Raw genomic sequence first — 13,537 nt, forward strand, 5'->3', positions numbered from 1 at the left:
AAGCATTTGCGGATAAATAAAAACGTATACGGTTTTTAGGGGCGCAAAGATACAATTTTATAGCACTTCCGGTGCAAGGGAAATGATTTTCATGTATCCTTTGTCACGCAATTCCCGGGCTACCGGTCCGAAGATACGGGTGCCTCTGGGTTCATCCATATTGTTGAGCAGCACCACGGCATTGTCGTCAAAACGGATATAGGATCCGTCTTTTCTGCGGAGCTTGCTCTTGGTGCGCACAATGACGGCTTTGGAAACAGTGCCTTTTTTAATGCCTCCCGACGGGATTGCATCTTTAACTGTCACTACAATTTTATCTCCAATGCCTGCATAGGTCTGACCGGAGTTGCCCAGCACCCGGATGCAGAGTACTTCTTTAGCTCCGCTGTTATCCGCTACTTTCAATCTGGATTCCTGCTGTATCATGGTAAAAAGGTTTTTAAAGCATAATCAAAATAGCCGGGCAATATTATTGGGCGCGTTGAATAATTTCCACCAAACGCCAGCATTTTCTTTTGCTCAGGGGGCGGGTTTCCATGATGCGCACCACATCACCTATCTGGCAGCTGTTGTTTTCATCGTGTGCCAGAAACTTGGTGGTTTTTTTGATGAACTTTCCATAGATCGGGTGCTTCACGCGACGTTCCACACTCACCGTAATGGTTTTCTGCATTTTATTGCTGGTGACCACACCCACCCTGGTTTTTCTTAAGCTTCGTTCTGCCATGATGTATGTTATTGTTTATTATTTTCAGATTGAATGGCTGCATCCTGTCGGGCCTGAAGCTGCCGGCGCCGAAGTTCTGTCTTCAGCCTGGCAATTTCCCTGCGGGTTTGCCGAATACTCATCGGATTTTCCAGCGGGGAAATGGCATGGCTGAATTTCAGCCGCTTCAGATGCAAGGTTTCTTCGGCGATTTTTTGTTCCAGGTCCTGATCGCTAAGTGCTTTCAGATCAATTTTTGTCTTTGCCATGGATCCATTTATTATTGAGCTTCAAAATCAGGTCTCACCACGAATTTGGTTTTAATAGGCAGTTTCTGGGCTGCCAGGCGCAGAGCTTCCTTAGCTACATCCATAGGTACCCCATCAGCTTCAAACAGAATGCGACCGGGTTGTACCACGGCTGCCCAATGGTCGGGGGAGCCTTTCCCTTTTCCCATCCTCACCTCCAGTGGTTTCTTGGTGATGGGCTTATCGGGAAAAATGCGAATCCAGATATTCCCTTCCCTTTTCATGTGCCGGGTAAGGGCTACCCGGGCTGCCTCTATCTGCCGGTCGGTGATCCAGTGTGGTTCCAGTGCCTTCAGGCCAAATGAACCAAAGGCAAGGGTATTTCCCCGCTGGGCCACCCCTTTGATCCGGCCCTTCTGCATTTTTCTGTGCTTGGTACGTTTAGGCTGTAACATGATTCAAATACATTAGTGGATTCAACTGATTTATTTTCTCCGATCGCGTTCTCTGCCCCTGCGTTCTCTTCCGTGATCACGTCCTCCCACAAAGTTGGGATCCAGATCCCGCTTGCCCAGCACTTCACCTTTGCATATCCATACCTTCACGCCAATCTTCCCGTACACAGTTTGGGCAAACAGGCATGCATAATCAATATCCATCCGGAATGTATGCAAGGGTACGCGCCCCTGCTTGATTTCTTCGGAGCGAGCGATTTCTGCTCCACCCAGGCGGCCACTCACCTTCACCTTAATCCCCTCTGCGCCCATGCGCATGGTGGTGGCAATGGCCATCTTAATGGCTCTTTTATAGTTCACGCGGCTTTCAATCTGCCGGGCTATCGTTTCGGCTACAATGCGTGCATCGGTTTCAGGACGACGGATCTCCAGAATATTGATTTGCACATCTTCTTTTCCTGTGAGTTTTTTCAATTCTTCCTTAATCCGATCCACTTCCCCGCCTCCTTTTCCAATGATAATCCCGGGCTTGGAGGTGTGAATGGTGATAATGAGTTTGTTGAGCGTACGCTCAATAACCACTCGTGAGATACCTCCCCGGCTGATTCGGGCATCCAGATAGGTACGGATCTTATGATCTTCCACCAATTTAGGGGCAAAATCACGTTTGTTGCCGTACCAATTTGAGTCCCAGCCTCTGATAATGCCTAATCTGTTGCCGATTGGATTTGTTTTTTGACCCACTTTCTAAAATTTTAGTTTAAGATGCAGTTTCTTCGGATGTTGTTTCGGTAGCGGAAGCCGTGGTTTGCGCCGAATCTTTTGCCTGGGCTGCCAGCGCAGAATCCACAATAATGGTTACATGGTTGCTGCGCTTGCGGATCCGATAGGCCCTGCCTTGTGGGGCTGGTCTGAGCCTTTTCAGGGTACGACCGCCATCCACGAAAATGGTTTTGACATACAGCCTGGCATCTTCCACCCGTTCACCCTGATTCTTTTCCCGCCAGTTGGCAATGGCCGACAGCAAAAGCTTTTCCAGTGGTTTGCTGGGATGTTTCGGGTGAAATTTTAAAATATTCAAAGCCACATCTACATCCTTGCCCCGAATCAGATCGGCCAGCAAACGCATTTTACGGGGTGAACTGGGATAATTTCTCAAACGAGCTACAGCTTCCATGACCGAAAAATTAGGTATACAAATTATTGTTGTTTCTTATTGGAATGTCCCTTAAAATTCCGTGTAGGAGCGAATTCTCCCAGCTTATGACCTACCATGAATTCCGTCACATACACCGGAATAAACTTGTTGCCGTTGTGCACGGCAAATGTATGTCCCACAAAATCGGGCGTAATGGTAGAACGCCGGCTCCAGGTCTTGATGACGGCCTTCTTGATGGTCCCTTCATTCATCAACTGCACTTTCTTTTCCAGTTTATGATCTACGTAAGGTCCTTTTTTGATAGAACGAGCCATATCGTTTAAAATATTGGTTTATGCTTGTCAAATATTAGCTGCTGAGTTTCTGGCCATTTCTCCGCTGCAGAATAAGCTTGTTGGAAGCTTTCTTTCTGGAGCGGGTCTTCAATCCTTTGGCGTACAGGCCTTTTCTGGAACGGGGATGACCTCCCGATGCTTTTCCTTCTCCGCCTCCCATTGGATGATCAACCGGATTCATAGCCACTCCTCTGGTTCTGGGCCTGATGCCACGCCAGCGATTACGTCCGGCTTTACCCATTTGTTCAAGAGCATGATCGGAGTTCGATACACTGCCCACGGTGGCATAACATTGGCCGAGTACCCGACGGATTTCTCCGGAAGGCATTTTCAACACCACATATTTTTCTTCTTTCGCTGTGAGCTGGGCATAGGTGCCGGCGCTCCGGGCAATGGCACCCCCCTGGCCGGGATGCAATTCAATGTTGTGCACAATGGTACCCAGCGGCATATTTTTCAATGGCATGGCATTTCCAACCTCAGGGCTCACATCTTCACCGCTCATCACAGTGGCACCCACTTGCAAACCCTGGGGGGCCAGGATATAGCGTTTTTCACCATCTGCATAAACCACCAAGGCTATGAATGCACTGCGATTGGGATCATATTCAATGCTTTTGACTGTGGCGGGAATATTTCTCTTGTCCCGCTTAAAATCAATAATGCGATAGCGTTTTTTATGTCCGCCACCGATATAGCGCATAGTCCGATGCCCCTGTGCGTTACGCCCGCCGGTCTTGGAAATAGGCTCCAGCAGACTTTTTTCGGGTTCATCGGTAGTGATTTCCGCAAAAGCATTTCCGATTCTCCATCGGGTGCCTGGTGTAACCGGTTTAAATTTCTTCAGTGCCATGGAATCTCATTCGTTTAAAACACTATCAATGTGCGACCTGCATTATACATTGGCATACAAATCAATCGATTCCCCTTCAGCCAGGGTAACCACGGCTTTTTTATAGGCCGATTTTTTTCCGCTGATTACGCCTGAATATGTATATCGATTTCTGCGTTTTCCGGGAACAATGCTGGTATTCACATCTGTTACCGTAACGCCGTAAAATTCTTCTACAGCTTTTTTGATCTGCAGTTTATTGGCCTTCCGGTTCACCTGAAAAGTGTACCTGTTCAGCTTTTCAGACTGCTGATTCGATTTTTCGGTAACCATCGGCTTAATCAGAATATCGGTGGCTTTCATTGTTCTGTTTTTTAAGCTTCAATTATTGAGCCGGTACAGGTTCAGCTGCTTCCTGAAACAGCCTGGCCGCCTGCTCGGTAAATACCAGATAATTGGCATTTAAAATATCATAGGCATTCAGGTCCTTAAATGCCAGACCGTTAACTGTAGGTACATTCCGGAATGAGAGGAAAATGGATTCCTGATATTCCGGAGTAACAAACAACACCTTCTTCCATTCCGGATCGATACCCAAAGCCTTCAACACACTTACAAACTGTTTGGTTTTCGGGGGCTGAATGGAAAAATCTTCCACGATCCGGATAGCCTGTTCGGAGGCTTTGACAGAAAGGGCTGAAACCCTTGCCAGGTCTTTTTCTTTTTTGTTGAGTTTAATGGAATAATCACGCGGTTGGGGGCCAAATACAGTTCCTCCGCCACGGAACAGCGGATTGCGGATGCTGCCCTTGCGGGATCCTCCTGTACCCTTCTGCCGGTGCAGTTTACGGGTAGAACCCTTTACCTCATTCCGGGTTTTGGTTTTATGTGTACCCTGTCGTTGAGCAGCCAGATATTGCTTCACAGCCAGATAAAGTACGTGCTGGTGCGGCTTTGCCTGAAATATCTGGTCGGGAAGTTCAACGGTTCTCCCGGTTTTTTCACCTGCTATATTGAATACCTCGAGCTGCATATCATTTTTCAATTAAAACTATGGAACCATTATGACCCGGAACGGATCCGCTTACCAGGATATAATGCTGTTCGGGAAATATTTTGAGTATGCGCAAACCCTTTACCTTCACCCGTTCATTACCCATCCGGCCGGCCATGCGCATCCCTTTTAATACCCTCGAAGGAAAGGAGGAAGCACCAATGGAACCAGGTGCCCGGCTGCGATCATGCTGGCCGTGCGTGGATTCACCCACACCGCGGAAATGATGACGTTTCACCACGCCCTGGAATCCCTTACCCTTGGACGTGCCGATTACATTGACAATTTCTCCTTCCTGAAAGATATCGCAGGTAATCAGTTCACCCACCTGCTTCTGGATTTCCGGATCGCGGATTTCCCTGACATATCTTTTGGGTGAAGTATTGGCTTTTGCGAAGTGTTGCCTGAGCGGGCGAGGCGTATTTTTTTCCTTTCTTTCCCCGAAGGCAATCTGAAGAGCATGATAACCGTCGTTTTCGGGGGTTTTGACCTGAGTTACTACACAGGGACCAGCTTCAATGATGGTGCAGGCTGTCTGCCGCCCATCAGCTTCGAAAATGCTGGTCATACCCAATTTTCTGCCAAGAATTCCTTTCATGATATTTGTTTTTCAGCGCTCCGCCCCCGGCTTAACCGAAGGATAGGACGGCTTCCTGGAAGCTGCCCCAAACGGAGTTGAGACCAATAAACAGAATACTAAGCTTTTATTTCAACATCCACACCCGAAGGTAAATCCAGCTTGGAAAGCGCATCTACCGTGCGGGACGAGGACGTGTAAATATCCAACAAACGCTTGTGTGTGCACAGCTGAAACTGCTCGCGCGATTTCTTGTTCACATGGGGAGAACGCAGCACGGTGAAAATTTTCTTTTCCGTGGGCAGGGGAATAGGACCCGTTACCACAGCACCCGTGCTTCTGACCGTTTTTACAATTTTTTCGGCCGATTTATCCACCAGATTGTGATCGTAAGATTTCAATTTAATGCGAATCCGCTGTGCCATGATTAAACAATTTTCCCGATGTAATTTGGGACGGCAAAGGTAATAGGATTTTTTGAAAATGACAAAAAGGATTCACATTATGCGTGTCATCGGTAGGGAGAAAGTCTGCAGGTGATGCCCAGCAGCAATACCACAAGCCCGGCATACACAGCCAATATACAGGCATACCATGCTTCAGCATTGAAGTTTGTTTTTCTGAACAGATAGGGAGAGAGCAGCAATCCTTCTGTACCCAGCAGCATCAGCCAGTACAATCCGTAAGGTAAAAACCTTCTGGAAAGGCCTTTCATGGCCCATGTAAATGGTGTATAAATACCCAAAAACAAAAAATGCAGATAGGCCATCAGCCAAAATCTTTGTGTAACCACCAGATGGCTCAACGGAGGGAAACTTCCGCCTACCTGCACAATCAGTTTTACAGTCATAGCTGCCAGGAGTATCATGCCAGTCTTTCGCTTGAGTACATCAAAATTTTGATGCATCCATGTTAGCCATACCGATAACTGCAGGATGGAACCGATGGCAGCCACCCACGACCACAACCATCGTTCATCTACGTACAGAATGGCATGGGCAAAGATTAAAATCGTTCCCAACACCATCAGGTACTGAGAAGAACGTGTAACGATACCCGAGGACAGCCATAAAGCAAGTACCAGATAGAAAAACAAACCATTGTATAAAAAATGCAGGTAAAAAAATATGGATAATTGATACAAAGCGGTGTGTTCAATGCCAGACGCACGATTTGAACCGGCCATCAGGTAAGCAAGCATAAACGGGCCCAGCGAAGACAGAAGCTGGAAAAATGCGCCAATCCTGAGAAAACGCCTGGTGTGTTCCGAGCCGGCCGCGAAAAAAGCAGGTGATTTTGTTCGAATCCAAAGCAGTACTGCCAGCACATCTGCTACTGTAAGATGCACGGCAGAAAAAGCAATTGCCACCGGCCCATATCCTTGAAAAGGAAAACTAATCAGCATGCCCAACACCCCAACCTGCAGCAATCCAATGCAAATCTGTTCGATCCGTGAAAAAACGATAAAAAATTGCTGATAAACCAATAAAAACAAAGCGTTGAACACCCACCCCAGCAGCATCACATGTGAATGAGCGTGAAGCCAATATTGAAACCGCACAGGCAAAGGTTTCACAAAATAAAACCTGAGCCCTAATCCGATAACAGCTCCACAAAAAAGAAACACAATAGACATTATCCACCACCAGGCAGCTACACGTGCATGCCCATTTACCGATGCTATGCTATTCTTCATATCACAAGCATCAAAAATCTTTTTTTGAGGTAATATGCATATACCGCCAAACAGGAATTATCAGCCAGATCAGGTATCCGGCACATATCCATATGAGTCCTCCGTTCGTACCAAAAAATGATTTGATAACGGCGCCAGTGTATCCAAGCAGGGCAGAAAGGTCGAGATGAGCTATCAGCAAAATACGGCTTAAATCCACTGGATTCAGCATGCTTGCCACAATGGCAAATATTTCAAGCGGATAATCTTGATACGCAATCACTGCAATCAGAAAGAAAACATCATACAAAACCGCCATTCCCAGCCATATCAACAATCCCATACCCAAACCCAGGAGCTTATGATCAAAACCAAATACTACCCATAATGCTATACCTGAAAAGATAAAACAAAGCACAATTCCTGCTATCAATAAAAATGCAAATGCATCTGCAGAAGTACTATGCAAAACTCCTGCAATTAAAAACGGAATACCCATTCCGATAAGAAAATAAATAATCAACACCAGAGAAAGACTCAAATAATATCCCATAAACACATTTTTCCTTGAAACAGGATGTGATAAAACCCACGCGATATATTCCCTGATCTGATAGCCATACATGATACCCAGTATCACAGATAACAAAGGTATCAGATACAACACCAGATACATCATACTTATAATAACCTGCTTGAAATCACCAATCAGATACAAAATGGTAGAAGTAAGACAAAAAAATACGATGCCATAACCCATCATCCATTTGCTCCTCAACAGGTCAATAAAACCATATTGCAGTATCTTCCTCATATTTTTACTTTTTCCTGTTCATACATAAGCAACCGGGCAATGGCTTCTTCCACATCATTTGCCTGATAAGCACCAATCAATTGTTCAACAGATCCATGAAAATAAATATCACCATACAGCAAAAAGAATATTTCATCGGCTATCGCCTGAACCAGATGAGGAACATGCGTGGTGAGCACTACCATTTTCCCCCTTTCTCTTTCGTGCTGAATAAATTCTTTCAATCTGATCTGGGTAACCGGATCTAGTGCTGCTGTAGGCTCATCCAGTAAATACAAAGGGACATCATACATCAAGCAGGTTACCAGATTTACTTTTTGCTGGGTTCCCCCGGAAAGATTGCGAAACAACTGATCCATATATGGATCAAGATCCAACAATTCCATCAGCATTTCCTTGCGTTGTGCCTTACCACGAAGATGTTCGGTTAATTGCAATAGTTCCTTTACCTTCAAGTTGTCTGGAAAACGTGCAATCTGCGGAAGATAACTCACCATCCGACGGTATTGGATACTTGCGCGCACAGATTCCCGATAGATATAGACATCTCCTTCATCTGGAAGTACAAGGCCCATGCAAATTTTCATCAAAGTCGTTTTCCCTGATCCATTCGGTCCTAAAACGGCATATATACCCGGGTTGCTGATAGTTGCATCAATATGATGCAATACCTTACGCTTCTTATATGCTTTCGATAAATTTTTAATCTCAATCATGCTGAATGGGTTTCATTAATGGTGCCAGATCAACAAGTTTGGATGGAGTGACAATGGGAATAACAGATTCTGCGATGTTGAGCAAACTTTCAAGCAAACTCCGCAGCAGAATCACGGAAATATCATATCTCATCACCACATAAGCAAACATCCGCATCGGGTGAAAGGGCACATCACCTATGTTATCCCCGTTCAGGTCATAGCCCCTGTAATCACTCCAGTAGTTTTCATAAAAACGATTATCCTGAACATTTGCCGTTAACGAGGCCACATCAAATGAATTTTGTAGAAAATTATTTTGGGTAATCTCGTTGTTCGATGAACTTCCCGTTATCCGCATGGCCCATCCGTTCGATTGAATATTATTTCCGATAATATTCAGTCGGGTGCATTCTTCCATAAATATTCCAACTGTATTTTCTACAAAATAATTCTGCTTGATCTCTGAATCATGAATTTCTTTTAGCAACAAACCGTAGGCATTTGGACCGTGATTACGTGAAAACGTATTTTTTTTCATCTGAATGTGGTGTGAATACATCACAGCCACTCCGGCACCATTAGATTGAAACGTATTCCCAATGTAGGCATCATTATTGGAAAACATAAAATGCATGCCATAACGAATATTGTTCGAGCTGATATTATTTCTGATTTCACTGTTATGGGTGAATTCAAGATAAATGCCATCTCGGTGATGCTGAACAATGTTGTCAATCAGATTTACACTATCACAATACCATAAGTGAATGCCATTTGCTGCATTAAATTCACTGCTTCCTGATCCATCAAAGAAGTTTCTTTCAATAAGAATATGCTTGCTTTGATAGGCATAAATCCCGAAAAAAGACTGAATGATTTTTACATCTATGATGCTAATATGATTGGATTTTGAGATCGAGATTGCAGCCCTGTCTTCCACATAACTCATGCCCGTATGCTGCAGAATCAAATCTCTGATCAATACATGATTGGCGTGGATTACCCACATGCCTGTTTTTCCCTGCCCGTCCAAAACCGCCTGTTGGCCAATGATAGACAAAGGCATTGTAATGGTATATGCACTATCGAGCCGAAAGGTTCCTCTCAGCAAGATTGTATCATAAGGTTTGGCCTGCTGCAAGGCTTTTTCAATGGTTTGCACTTCACAGGAGGCACATACCTGAATTTTTCCTGCCCGGGATTTTATTGTTAGTATTGCCAGAAAGCAGAAAAGGAAAATTTTTTTCATGGCTGATTATTGAATGACAAAGGGCACCTTTTGATTTCACCACCATATTTCTTTTGCATTTCTTCTGCCTGCTGTTTATCGGTGAATGCAGCCACACCTTCACCCATCGGGCTGTGCAATTGCGGGCTGTAGAGCAGATACGCATCCTTTGCAGGTATGAGTGTGCCCGGTTGGTTATAATCTACAAACAACACATAAGCGAAAGATTCATGCGCACTATGATAAAAGCTGTCAAGACAATCAATGGAATCAAATTTATACACCTTGCCTTTGGAAGTAATCAGTTCTCCGCCAAATCTTTTATCTACAATAGTCATCCTGCAAAAATCACAACTGTCATATCCATATTTAATTGGTTCCGGTTTGGGCTTACACGCTATCATCAGCCACATGATACACACGGGAAATATGTATTTTTTCATATCATTGTTTTTTAATGATGAATCAAAACCCTTAATCGAGACGAAGATGTAAGCGTATTCGGATGGTTTTGTACCAGCTTCTTATCAGATGATCTTCTGCAACAGAAATAAGCTGTGAATCCCAATATAATTGAGATCAACATAAATACCGTCGCCCATTCGGGTAAAGAAATGGCTGTGAAGTTGAGTAAATGTTTCATACCAATCAAAGGAGGTTGATAGGTCATACCCGGCACTTTGATGGGAGCCTTAGGATCAAGATGATGCCCGTAATCATATTCCCATAAATAAAAATCATAGATTGCGATTGCACCCAATACGGTATATAAAACTGCCCATGATAAATAAGCCCATCTCTTTTTTATGAGCCATGCTGTTACACCCAGAATAATGATCCCTGCCAGTACATAAGGAAAATAATATAATTCGGGCACTGCATGTGGGTCAATATCTTTCATACCTACGTAATGATTCAGGATATTGATATTTTGTAGTGCATAGGCATCATCACCTGTGATTCTGTTGATCCAAATATACATGCGGATGCCTTGTGGATATTGGGGGGCATAAAGTATGATTTGCCAAAGCGGAAAAAAATAAATCAATACTGATGATAGCACAGCTCCCAGCATAAGCCAGGAAGCTGTGCGATTGGATTTTGTTTTCATGGCTGAATATTTTTAACTCATGATTTTATTCTTTGCCCGTTGACCAAGTCAGTGCTACATGATCATTTGGGGAAGACACTCGTACATATCCCTGCATTTCCTGATGCAATGCCGAACAGAAATCTGTACAATAAAACGGAAACACACCTACTCTCTCGGGAACCCACTTCAATGTTTTGGTTTGACCGGGCATCAACAGCAATTCAGCATTATCACGATTTCCTTCCACAGCAAAACCATGTGCTGCATCCCAGTCCTGTTCCAGATTGGTAACATGGAAATAAACCGTATCTCCCAGATAAATCCCTTCAATATTATCCGGAACAAAATGACTGCGGATTTCTGTCATATATACATCTACGCGATTGCCTTTTCTTACTACTTTTGCATCTTTCTCTGTCCTGGTCAGATAAGGATGATGATTGCTGGCCAATTGATAAATTTTATCAGACCGTGGCATCAGAATGCTGGCAGGAATGGCCTGTGCATAATGCGGCTCACCTACTGTCGGAAAATCGAGCAATAATTTCATTTTATCACCCGAAATATCAAACAACTGAGCTGACTGGGATAATTCAGGTCCCGTGGGCAGATATCTATCTTTTGTAATTTTATTCAATGCAACGAGGTATTTACCCCATGGCTTGCGTGAATCACCACCGGGTATCATCAGATGGCCGGGAGAATAAAATGTAGGCTGCCGGTCTTCCACTTGCCAAGTACCAAGTTTCCATTTCACTACTTCGGATGAAATAAAGAATGTAGTATATGCATTTCCCTTATCATCAAATTCTGTGTGCAATGGTCCCAAACCCCCGCTTTTCACAACACCAGCCAGCACAGCATCAAATTTCAACACCGGAATTCCATTTACCTCTCCATCAAATTGTTTTTGCTGAATGGCCTGTTGTATTTTATCAAAACTAAATACAGACAGATCTGCACTCAACTTGCCATTGGCTACAATGTAATTTCCTGACGGATCTACATCCACACCATGAGGTGATTTGGGTGCAGGAATAAAATAAACCAGTCCGGGACATTCGGAAGGAATCAACACCTTTACACCTTGATGTACATACGAATGCGCAGTTTGTGTGCTGGTATCAAACCGGTTATCATAATATGTACCTGGAAATTCATGATATTTGCCCTGCTGTACATATTCCTCAGCTTTCTTCCAGTTGATAGCAGCCACAAAATCTTTATCCTTTTGTGAAGCATTTACTTCCAGCAAGGTATGAGCTTCTTCTGAATTGTAACAGGTGAAAAATACCCAATCCTTTGATTTGCCTTTGCCTGCATGTGCCAGGTCATAATCAAATCCCGGCATCATCAACTGGAAAGCAAGATCCATATCACCGGAAGGAGCAACCTTGATGAATGAAAGCACGCCTCCAAAATTTTGTTTATAAGATGCAATCGGTACATCTTTTTGTGGAATAGGCACACCAAAACGCGTACCTGCCACTACATACTCCGTATTTTCCGTCACAAAGGGTGAACTGTGATTACCAGCTGAATTGGGAATTTCGATGGTTTCAACGGTTTCAAAAGTTTTTAAATCAATTCTGGCCACGCGTGGAGTATTGTTGGCATTGATAAATAACCACCGCCCATCAGGCACACCATTAGTTTGCGACAATTCCGGATGATGTGCATCGTCCCAGGGAATAAATCCATAAGAAGTCATCAACAAAGGTTTGGTTTCTTCGCTGTATCCATAGCCATTTTCAGGATTTTGTGAAAACACCGGAATGATTTTAAACAATCGCCCGGATGGCAATCCATATACACTGACCTGTCCGTTGTATCCACCAGACATGAAAGCATAAAATTCATCGTATTGACCCGGAGCTACATACACCCGTTGTGCAGCATCCTGGGCACTGATGGCACCCTGACCAACTGATGAATGATTGTTGCATGAGGCAAGCAGCAAACCTGCAACTGCAATGATTCCGGCAACAATGGGAATCAGCTGCTTTTGTTTGAGAAAAATTTTTGTTTTCATGATACATGCATTTTATTTGGATGAAGAACTATCATCAACCGAACGCAAATATTCGAGTAAGGCCCGTGCTTCATCTTCACTAAGATGAAGATTGGCCATAACGGCGCCGTTACTTTCACCTACGAGTTGTTTGGCTATGGGATCCTGCTGAATCATCACATCCGGATTGAGAATCATGTTCATGATCCATTCAGGAGCCTGTCGCCTGGTAACTCCTTTCAAAGCAGGACCGATGTAACGGCTATCAATCCGGTGACAGGCCGTACATTTTTCATTGAAAATGGTTTCGCCCTTTTTTGCAAGTTCGGGCTGGATAGGTCCGAGCTGAACGGATTTGATAGGTCCGATGCCTTTGTCATCCAGGGGATTTGCAGTGGATGCCGACGCAGCAGGAGCAGCCGCATTTTCGCTTGCCTGCTGGCTGTTTGAGGTTGAAGAATGACAACCCACAACCCACAAACCGGCAATCAGGAATAAGAGAGTATTTAATCTTTTTTTCATGACAAATTATTTTTGATTTTACTGAACATCACAAAAATATATGTCGTGATGGCTGTGATTGATGACATATGTCATCAGGATATGATGATTTTCATCACCTCCGGGAAATAAAAAACCCGCCTGAATCAGG

The 13,537-nt window shown here is 44.2% G+C and carries 20 protein-coding genes; all 20 read right to left on the reverse strand.

Going from position 1 to position 13,537, the window contains the following annotated elements:
• Nucleotides 1–57 precede the first annotated feature (57 nt).
• The 20 genes from rplN to BM367_RS02495 all read right to left on the reverse strand — a co-directional run bounded on the left by rplN (nt 58) and on the right by BM367_RS02495 (nt 13,407).
• Nucleotides 58–426 carry a 50S ribosomal protein L14 gene (gene rplN / locus BM367_RS02400; RefSeq protein WP_092457203.1) on the reverse strand — a complete coding sequence of 123 codons (369 nt, stop codon included), beginning with the start codon at nt 424–426 and terminating at the stop codon, nt 58–60.
• Nucleotides 427–469: 43 nt separating this feature from the next.
• The gene (gene rpsQ / locus BM367_RS02405; RefSeq protein WP_092457206.1) at nt 470–727 is read right to left on the reverse strand and encodes a 30S ribosomal protein S17; all 258 of its coding nucleotides are present in this window, start codon (nt 725–727) and stop codon (nt 470–472) included.
• 8 nt (nt 728–735) lie between these two features.
• Complete coding sequence (gene rpmC / locus BM367_RS02410) at nt 736–975, reverse strand: 50S ribosomal protein L29 (RefSeq protein ID WP_092457209.1); 240 nt, start codon at nt 973–975, stop codon at nt 736–738.
• Between the two features lie 11 nt (nt 976–986).
• Complete coding sequence (rplP, locus tag BM367_RS02415) at nt 987–1,409, reverse strand: 50S ribosomal protein L16 (protein WP_092457212.1); 423 nt, start codon at nt 1,407–1,409, stop codon at nt 987–989.
• Between the two features lie 30 nt (nt 1,410–1,439).
• Nucleotides 1,440–2,153 (reverse strand): 30S ribosomal protein S3, encoded by a 714-nt coding sequence (rpsC, locus tag BM367_RS02420; protein ID WP_092457215.1) that lies wholly within the window; start codon nt 2,151–2,153, stop codon nt 1,440–1,442.
• A 16-nt stretch (nt 2,154–2,169) separates the two neighbouring features.
• Nucleotides 2,170–2,586, reverse strand: coding sequence for a 50S ribosomal protein L22 (gene rplV / locus BM367_RS02425; protein WP_092457218.1), 417 nt, complete (start codon nt 2,584–2,586; stop codon nt 2,170–2,172).
• A 23-nt stretch (nt 2,587–2,609) separates the two neighbouring features.
• Entirely contained in the window at nt 2,610–2,882 is a 273-nt protein-coding gene (gene rpsS / locus BM367_RS02430) for a 30S ribosomal protein S19 (protein WP_092457221.1), read from the reverse strand.
• Between the two features lie 34 nt (nt 2,883–2,916).
• On the reverse strand, nt 2,917–3,756 hold the full coding sequence (gene rplB / locus BM367_RS02435; RefSeq protein ID WP_092457224.1) for a 50S ribosomal protein L2: 840 nt from the start codon (nt 3,754–3,756) through the stop codon (nt 2,917–2,919).
• 42 nt (nt 3,757–3,798) lie between these two features.
• Entirely contained in the window at nt 3,799–4,098 is a 300-nt protein-coding gene (gene rplW / locus BM367_RS02440) for a 50S ribosomal protein L23 (RefSeq protein ID WP_092457227.1), read from the reverse strand.
• 22 nt (nt 4,099–4,120) lie between these two features.
• Complete coding sequence (rplD, locus tag BM367_RS02445; RefSeq protein ID WP_092457230.1) at nt 4,121–4,768, reverse strand: 50S ribosomal protein L4; 648 nt, start codon at nt 4,766–4,768, stop codon at nt 4,121–4,123.
• Nucleotide 4,769: 1 nt separating this feature from the next.
• Entirely contained in the window at nt 4,770–5,387 is a 618-nt protein-coding gene (gene rplC / locus BM367_RS02450; RefSeq protein ID WP_092457233.1) for a 50S ribosomal protein L3, read from the reverse strand.
• 98 nt (nt 5,388–5,485) lie between these two features.
• Nucleotides 5,486–5,791: a 30S ribosomal protein S10 gene (gene rpsJ / locus BM367_RS02455; protein ID WP_092457236.1), complete on the reverse strand. Its 306-nt coding sequence runs from the start codon at nt 5,789–5,791 to the stop codon at nt 5,486–5,488.
• 86 nt (nt 5,792–5,877) lie between these two features.
• Nucleotides 5,878–7,062, reverse strand: a complete 1,185-nt coding sequence (locus BM367_RS02460; protein WP_092457239.1) for a hypothetical protein — start codon at nt 7,060–7,062, stop codon at nt 5,878–5,880.
• A 10-nt stretch (nt 7,063–7,072) separates the two neighbouring features.
• The gene (locus BM367_RS02465) at nt 7,073–7,855 is read right to left on the reverse strand and encodes a hypothetical protein (RefSeq protein WP_092457242.1); all 783 of its coding nucleotides are present in this window, start codon (nt 7,853–7,855) and stop codon (nt 7,073–7,075) included.
• Nucleotides 7,852–8,571, reverse strand: coding sequence for an ABC transporter ATP-binding protein (locus tag BM367_RS02470; protein ID WP_092457245.1), 720 nt, complete (start codon nt 8,569–8,571; stop codon nt 7,852–7,854). Before BM367_RS02470 ends, BM367_RS02465 begins: the two co-directional genes overlap by 4 nt.
• Nucleotides 8,564–9,802 (reverse strand): nitrous oxide reductase family maturation protein NosD, encoded by a 1,239-nt coding sequence (gene nosD, locus BM367_RS02475; RefSeq protein WP_092457249.1) that lies wholly within the window; start codon nt 9,800–9,802, stop codon nt 8,564–8,566. The genes BM367_RS02470 and nosD overlap by 8 nt, the downstream gene beginning before the upstream one ends.
• A complete protein-coding gene (locus tag BM367_RS02480) occupies nt 9,799–10,224 on the reverse strand; it encodes a nitrous oxide reductase accessory protein NosL (RefSeq protein ID WP_092457252.1) in 426 nt (141 codons plus the stop codon). The genes nosD and BM367_RS02480 overlap by 4 nt, the downstream gene beginning before the upstream one ends.
• An 11-nt stretch (nt 10,225–10,235) precedes the next feature.
• Nucleotides 10,236–10,892, reverse strand: coding sequence for a hypothetical protein (locus BM367_RS02485; RefSeq protein ID WP_222842556.1), 657 nt, complete (start codon nt 10,890–10,892; stop codon nt 10,236–10,238).
• A gap of 25 nt (nt 10,893–10,917) precedes the next feature.
• Entirely contained in the window at nt 10,918–12,906 is a 1,989-nt protein-coding gene (nosZ, locus tag BM367_RS02490) for a Sec-dependent nitrous-oxide reductase (protein ID WP_092457255.1), read from the reverse strand.
• 12 nt (nt 12,907–12,918) lie between these two features.
• Nucleotides 12,919–13,407: a c-type cytochrome gene (locus tag BM367_RS02495; RefSeq protein WP_092457258.1), complete on the reverse strand. Its 489-nt coding sequence runs from the start codon at nt 13,405–13,407 to the stop codon at nt 12,919–12,921.
• Between the last annotated feature and the right edge of the window lie 130 nt (nt 13,408–13,537).

The organism is Thermoflavifilum thermophilum, assembly GCF_900116565.1.
Lineage (GTDB): Bacteria > Bacteroidota > Bacteroidia > Chitinophagales > Chitinophagaceae > Thermoflavifilum > Thermoflavifilum thermophilum.

Excerpts from the sequence above, each read along its gene's own strand:
- rplN (WP_092457203.1), bottom strand. The coding sequence starts at position 426 with ATGATACAGCAGGAATCCAGATTGAAAGTAGCGGATAACAGCGGAGCT.
- rpsQ (WP_092457206.1), bottom strand. The coding sequence starts at position 727 with ATGGCAGAACGAAGCTTAAGAAAAACCAGGGTGGGTGTGGTCACCAGC.
- rpmC (WP_092457209.1), bottom strand. The coding sequence starts at position 975 with ATGGCAAAGACAAAAATTGATCTGAAAGCACTTAGCGATCAGGACCTG.
- rplP (WP_092457212.1), bottom strand. The coding sequence starts at position 1,409 with ATGTTACAGCCTAAACGTACCAAGCACAGAAAAATGCAGAAGGGCCGG.
- rplV (WP_092457218.1), bottom strand. The coding sequence starts at position 2,586 with ATGGAAGCTGTAGCTCGTTTGAGAAATTATCCCAGTTCACCCCGTAAA.
- rpsS (WP_092457221.1), bottom strand. The coding sequence starts at position 2,882 with ATGGCTCGTTCTATCAAAAAAGGACCTTACGTAGATCATAAACTGGAA.
- rplB (WP_092457224.1), bottom strand. The coding sequence starts at position 3,756 with ATGGCACTGAAGAAATTTAAACCGGTTACACCAGGCACCCGATGGAGA.
- rplW (WP_092457227.1), bottom strand. The coding sequence starts at position 4,098 with ATGAAAGCCACCGATATTCTGATTAAGCCGATGGTTACCGAAAAATCG.
- rplD (WP_092457230.1), bottom strand. The coding sequence starts at position 4,768 with ATGCAGCTCGAGGTATTCAATATAGCAGGTGAAAAAACCGGGAGAACC.
- rplC (WP_092457233.1), bottom strand. The coding sequence starts at position 5,387 with ATGAAAGGAATTCTTGGCAGAAAATTGGGTATGACCAGCATTTTCGAA.
- rpsJ (WP_092457236.1), bottom strand. The coding sequence starts at position 5,791 with ATGGCACAGCGGATTCGCATTAAATTGAAATCTTACGATCACAATCTG.
- BM367_RS02460 (WP_092457239.1), bottom strand. The coding sequence starts at position 7,062 with ATGAAGAATAGCATAGCATCGGTAAATGGGCATGCACGTGTAGCTGCC.
- BM367_RS02465 (WP_092457242.1), bottom strand. The coding sequence starts at position 7,855 with ATGAGGAAGATACTGCAATATGGTTTTATTGACCTGTTGAGGAGCAAA.
- BM367_RS02470 (WP_092457245.1), bottom strand. The coding sequence starts at position 8,571 with ATGATTGAGATTAAAAATTTATCGAAAGCATATAAGAAGCGTAAGGTA.
- nosD (WP_092457249.1), bottom strand. The coding sequence starts at position 9,802 with ATGAAAAAAATTTTCCTTTTCTGCTTTCTGGCAATACTAACAATAAAA.
- BM367_RS02480 (WP_092457252.1), bottom strand. The coding sequence starts at position 10,224 with ATGAAAAAATACATATTTCCCGTGTGTATCATGTGGCTGATGATAGCG.
- BM367_RS02485 (WP_222842556.1), bottom strand. The coding sequence starts at position 10,892 with ATGAAAACAAAATCCAATCGCACAGCTTCCTGGCTTATGCTGGGAGCT.
- nosZ (WP_092457255.1), bottom strand. The coding sequence starts at position 12,906 with ATGAAAACAAAAATTTTTCTCAAACAAAAGCAGCTGATTCCCATTGTT.
- BM367_RS02495 (WP_092457258.1), bottom strand. The coding sequence starts at position 13,407 with ATGAAAAAAAGATTAAATACTCTCTTATTCCTGATTGCCGGTTTGTGG.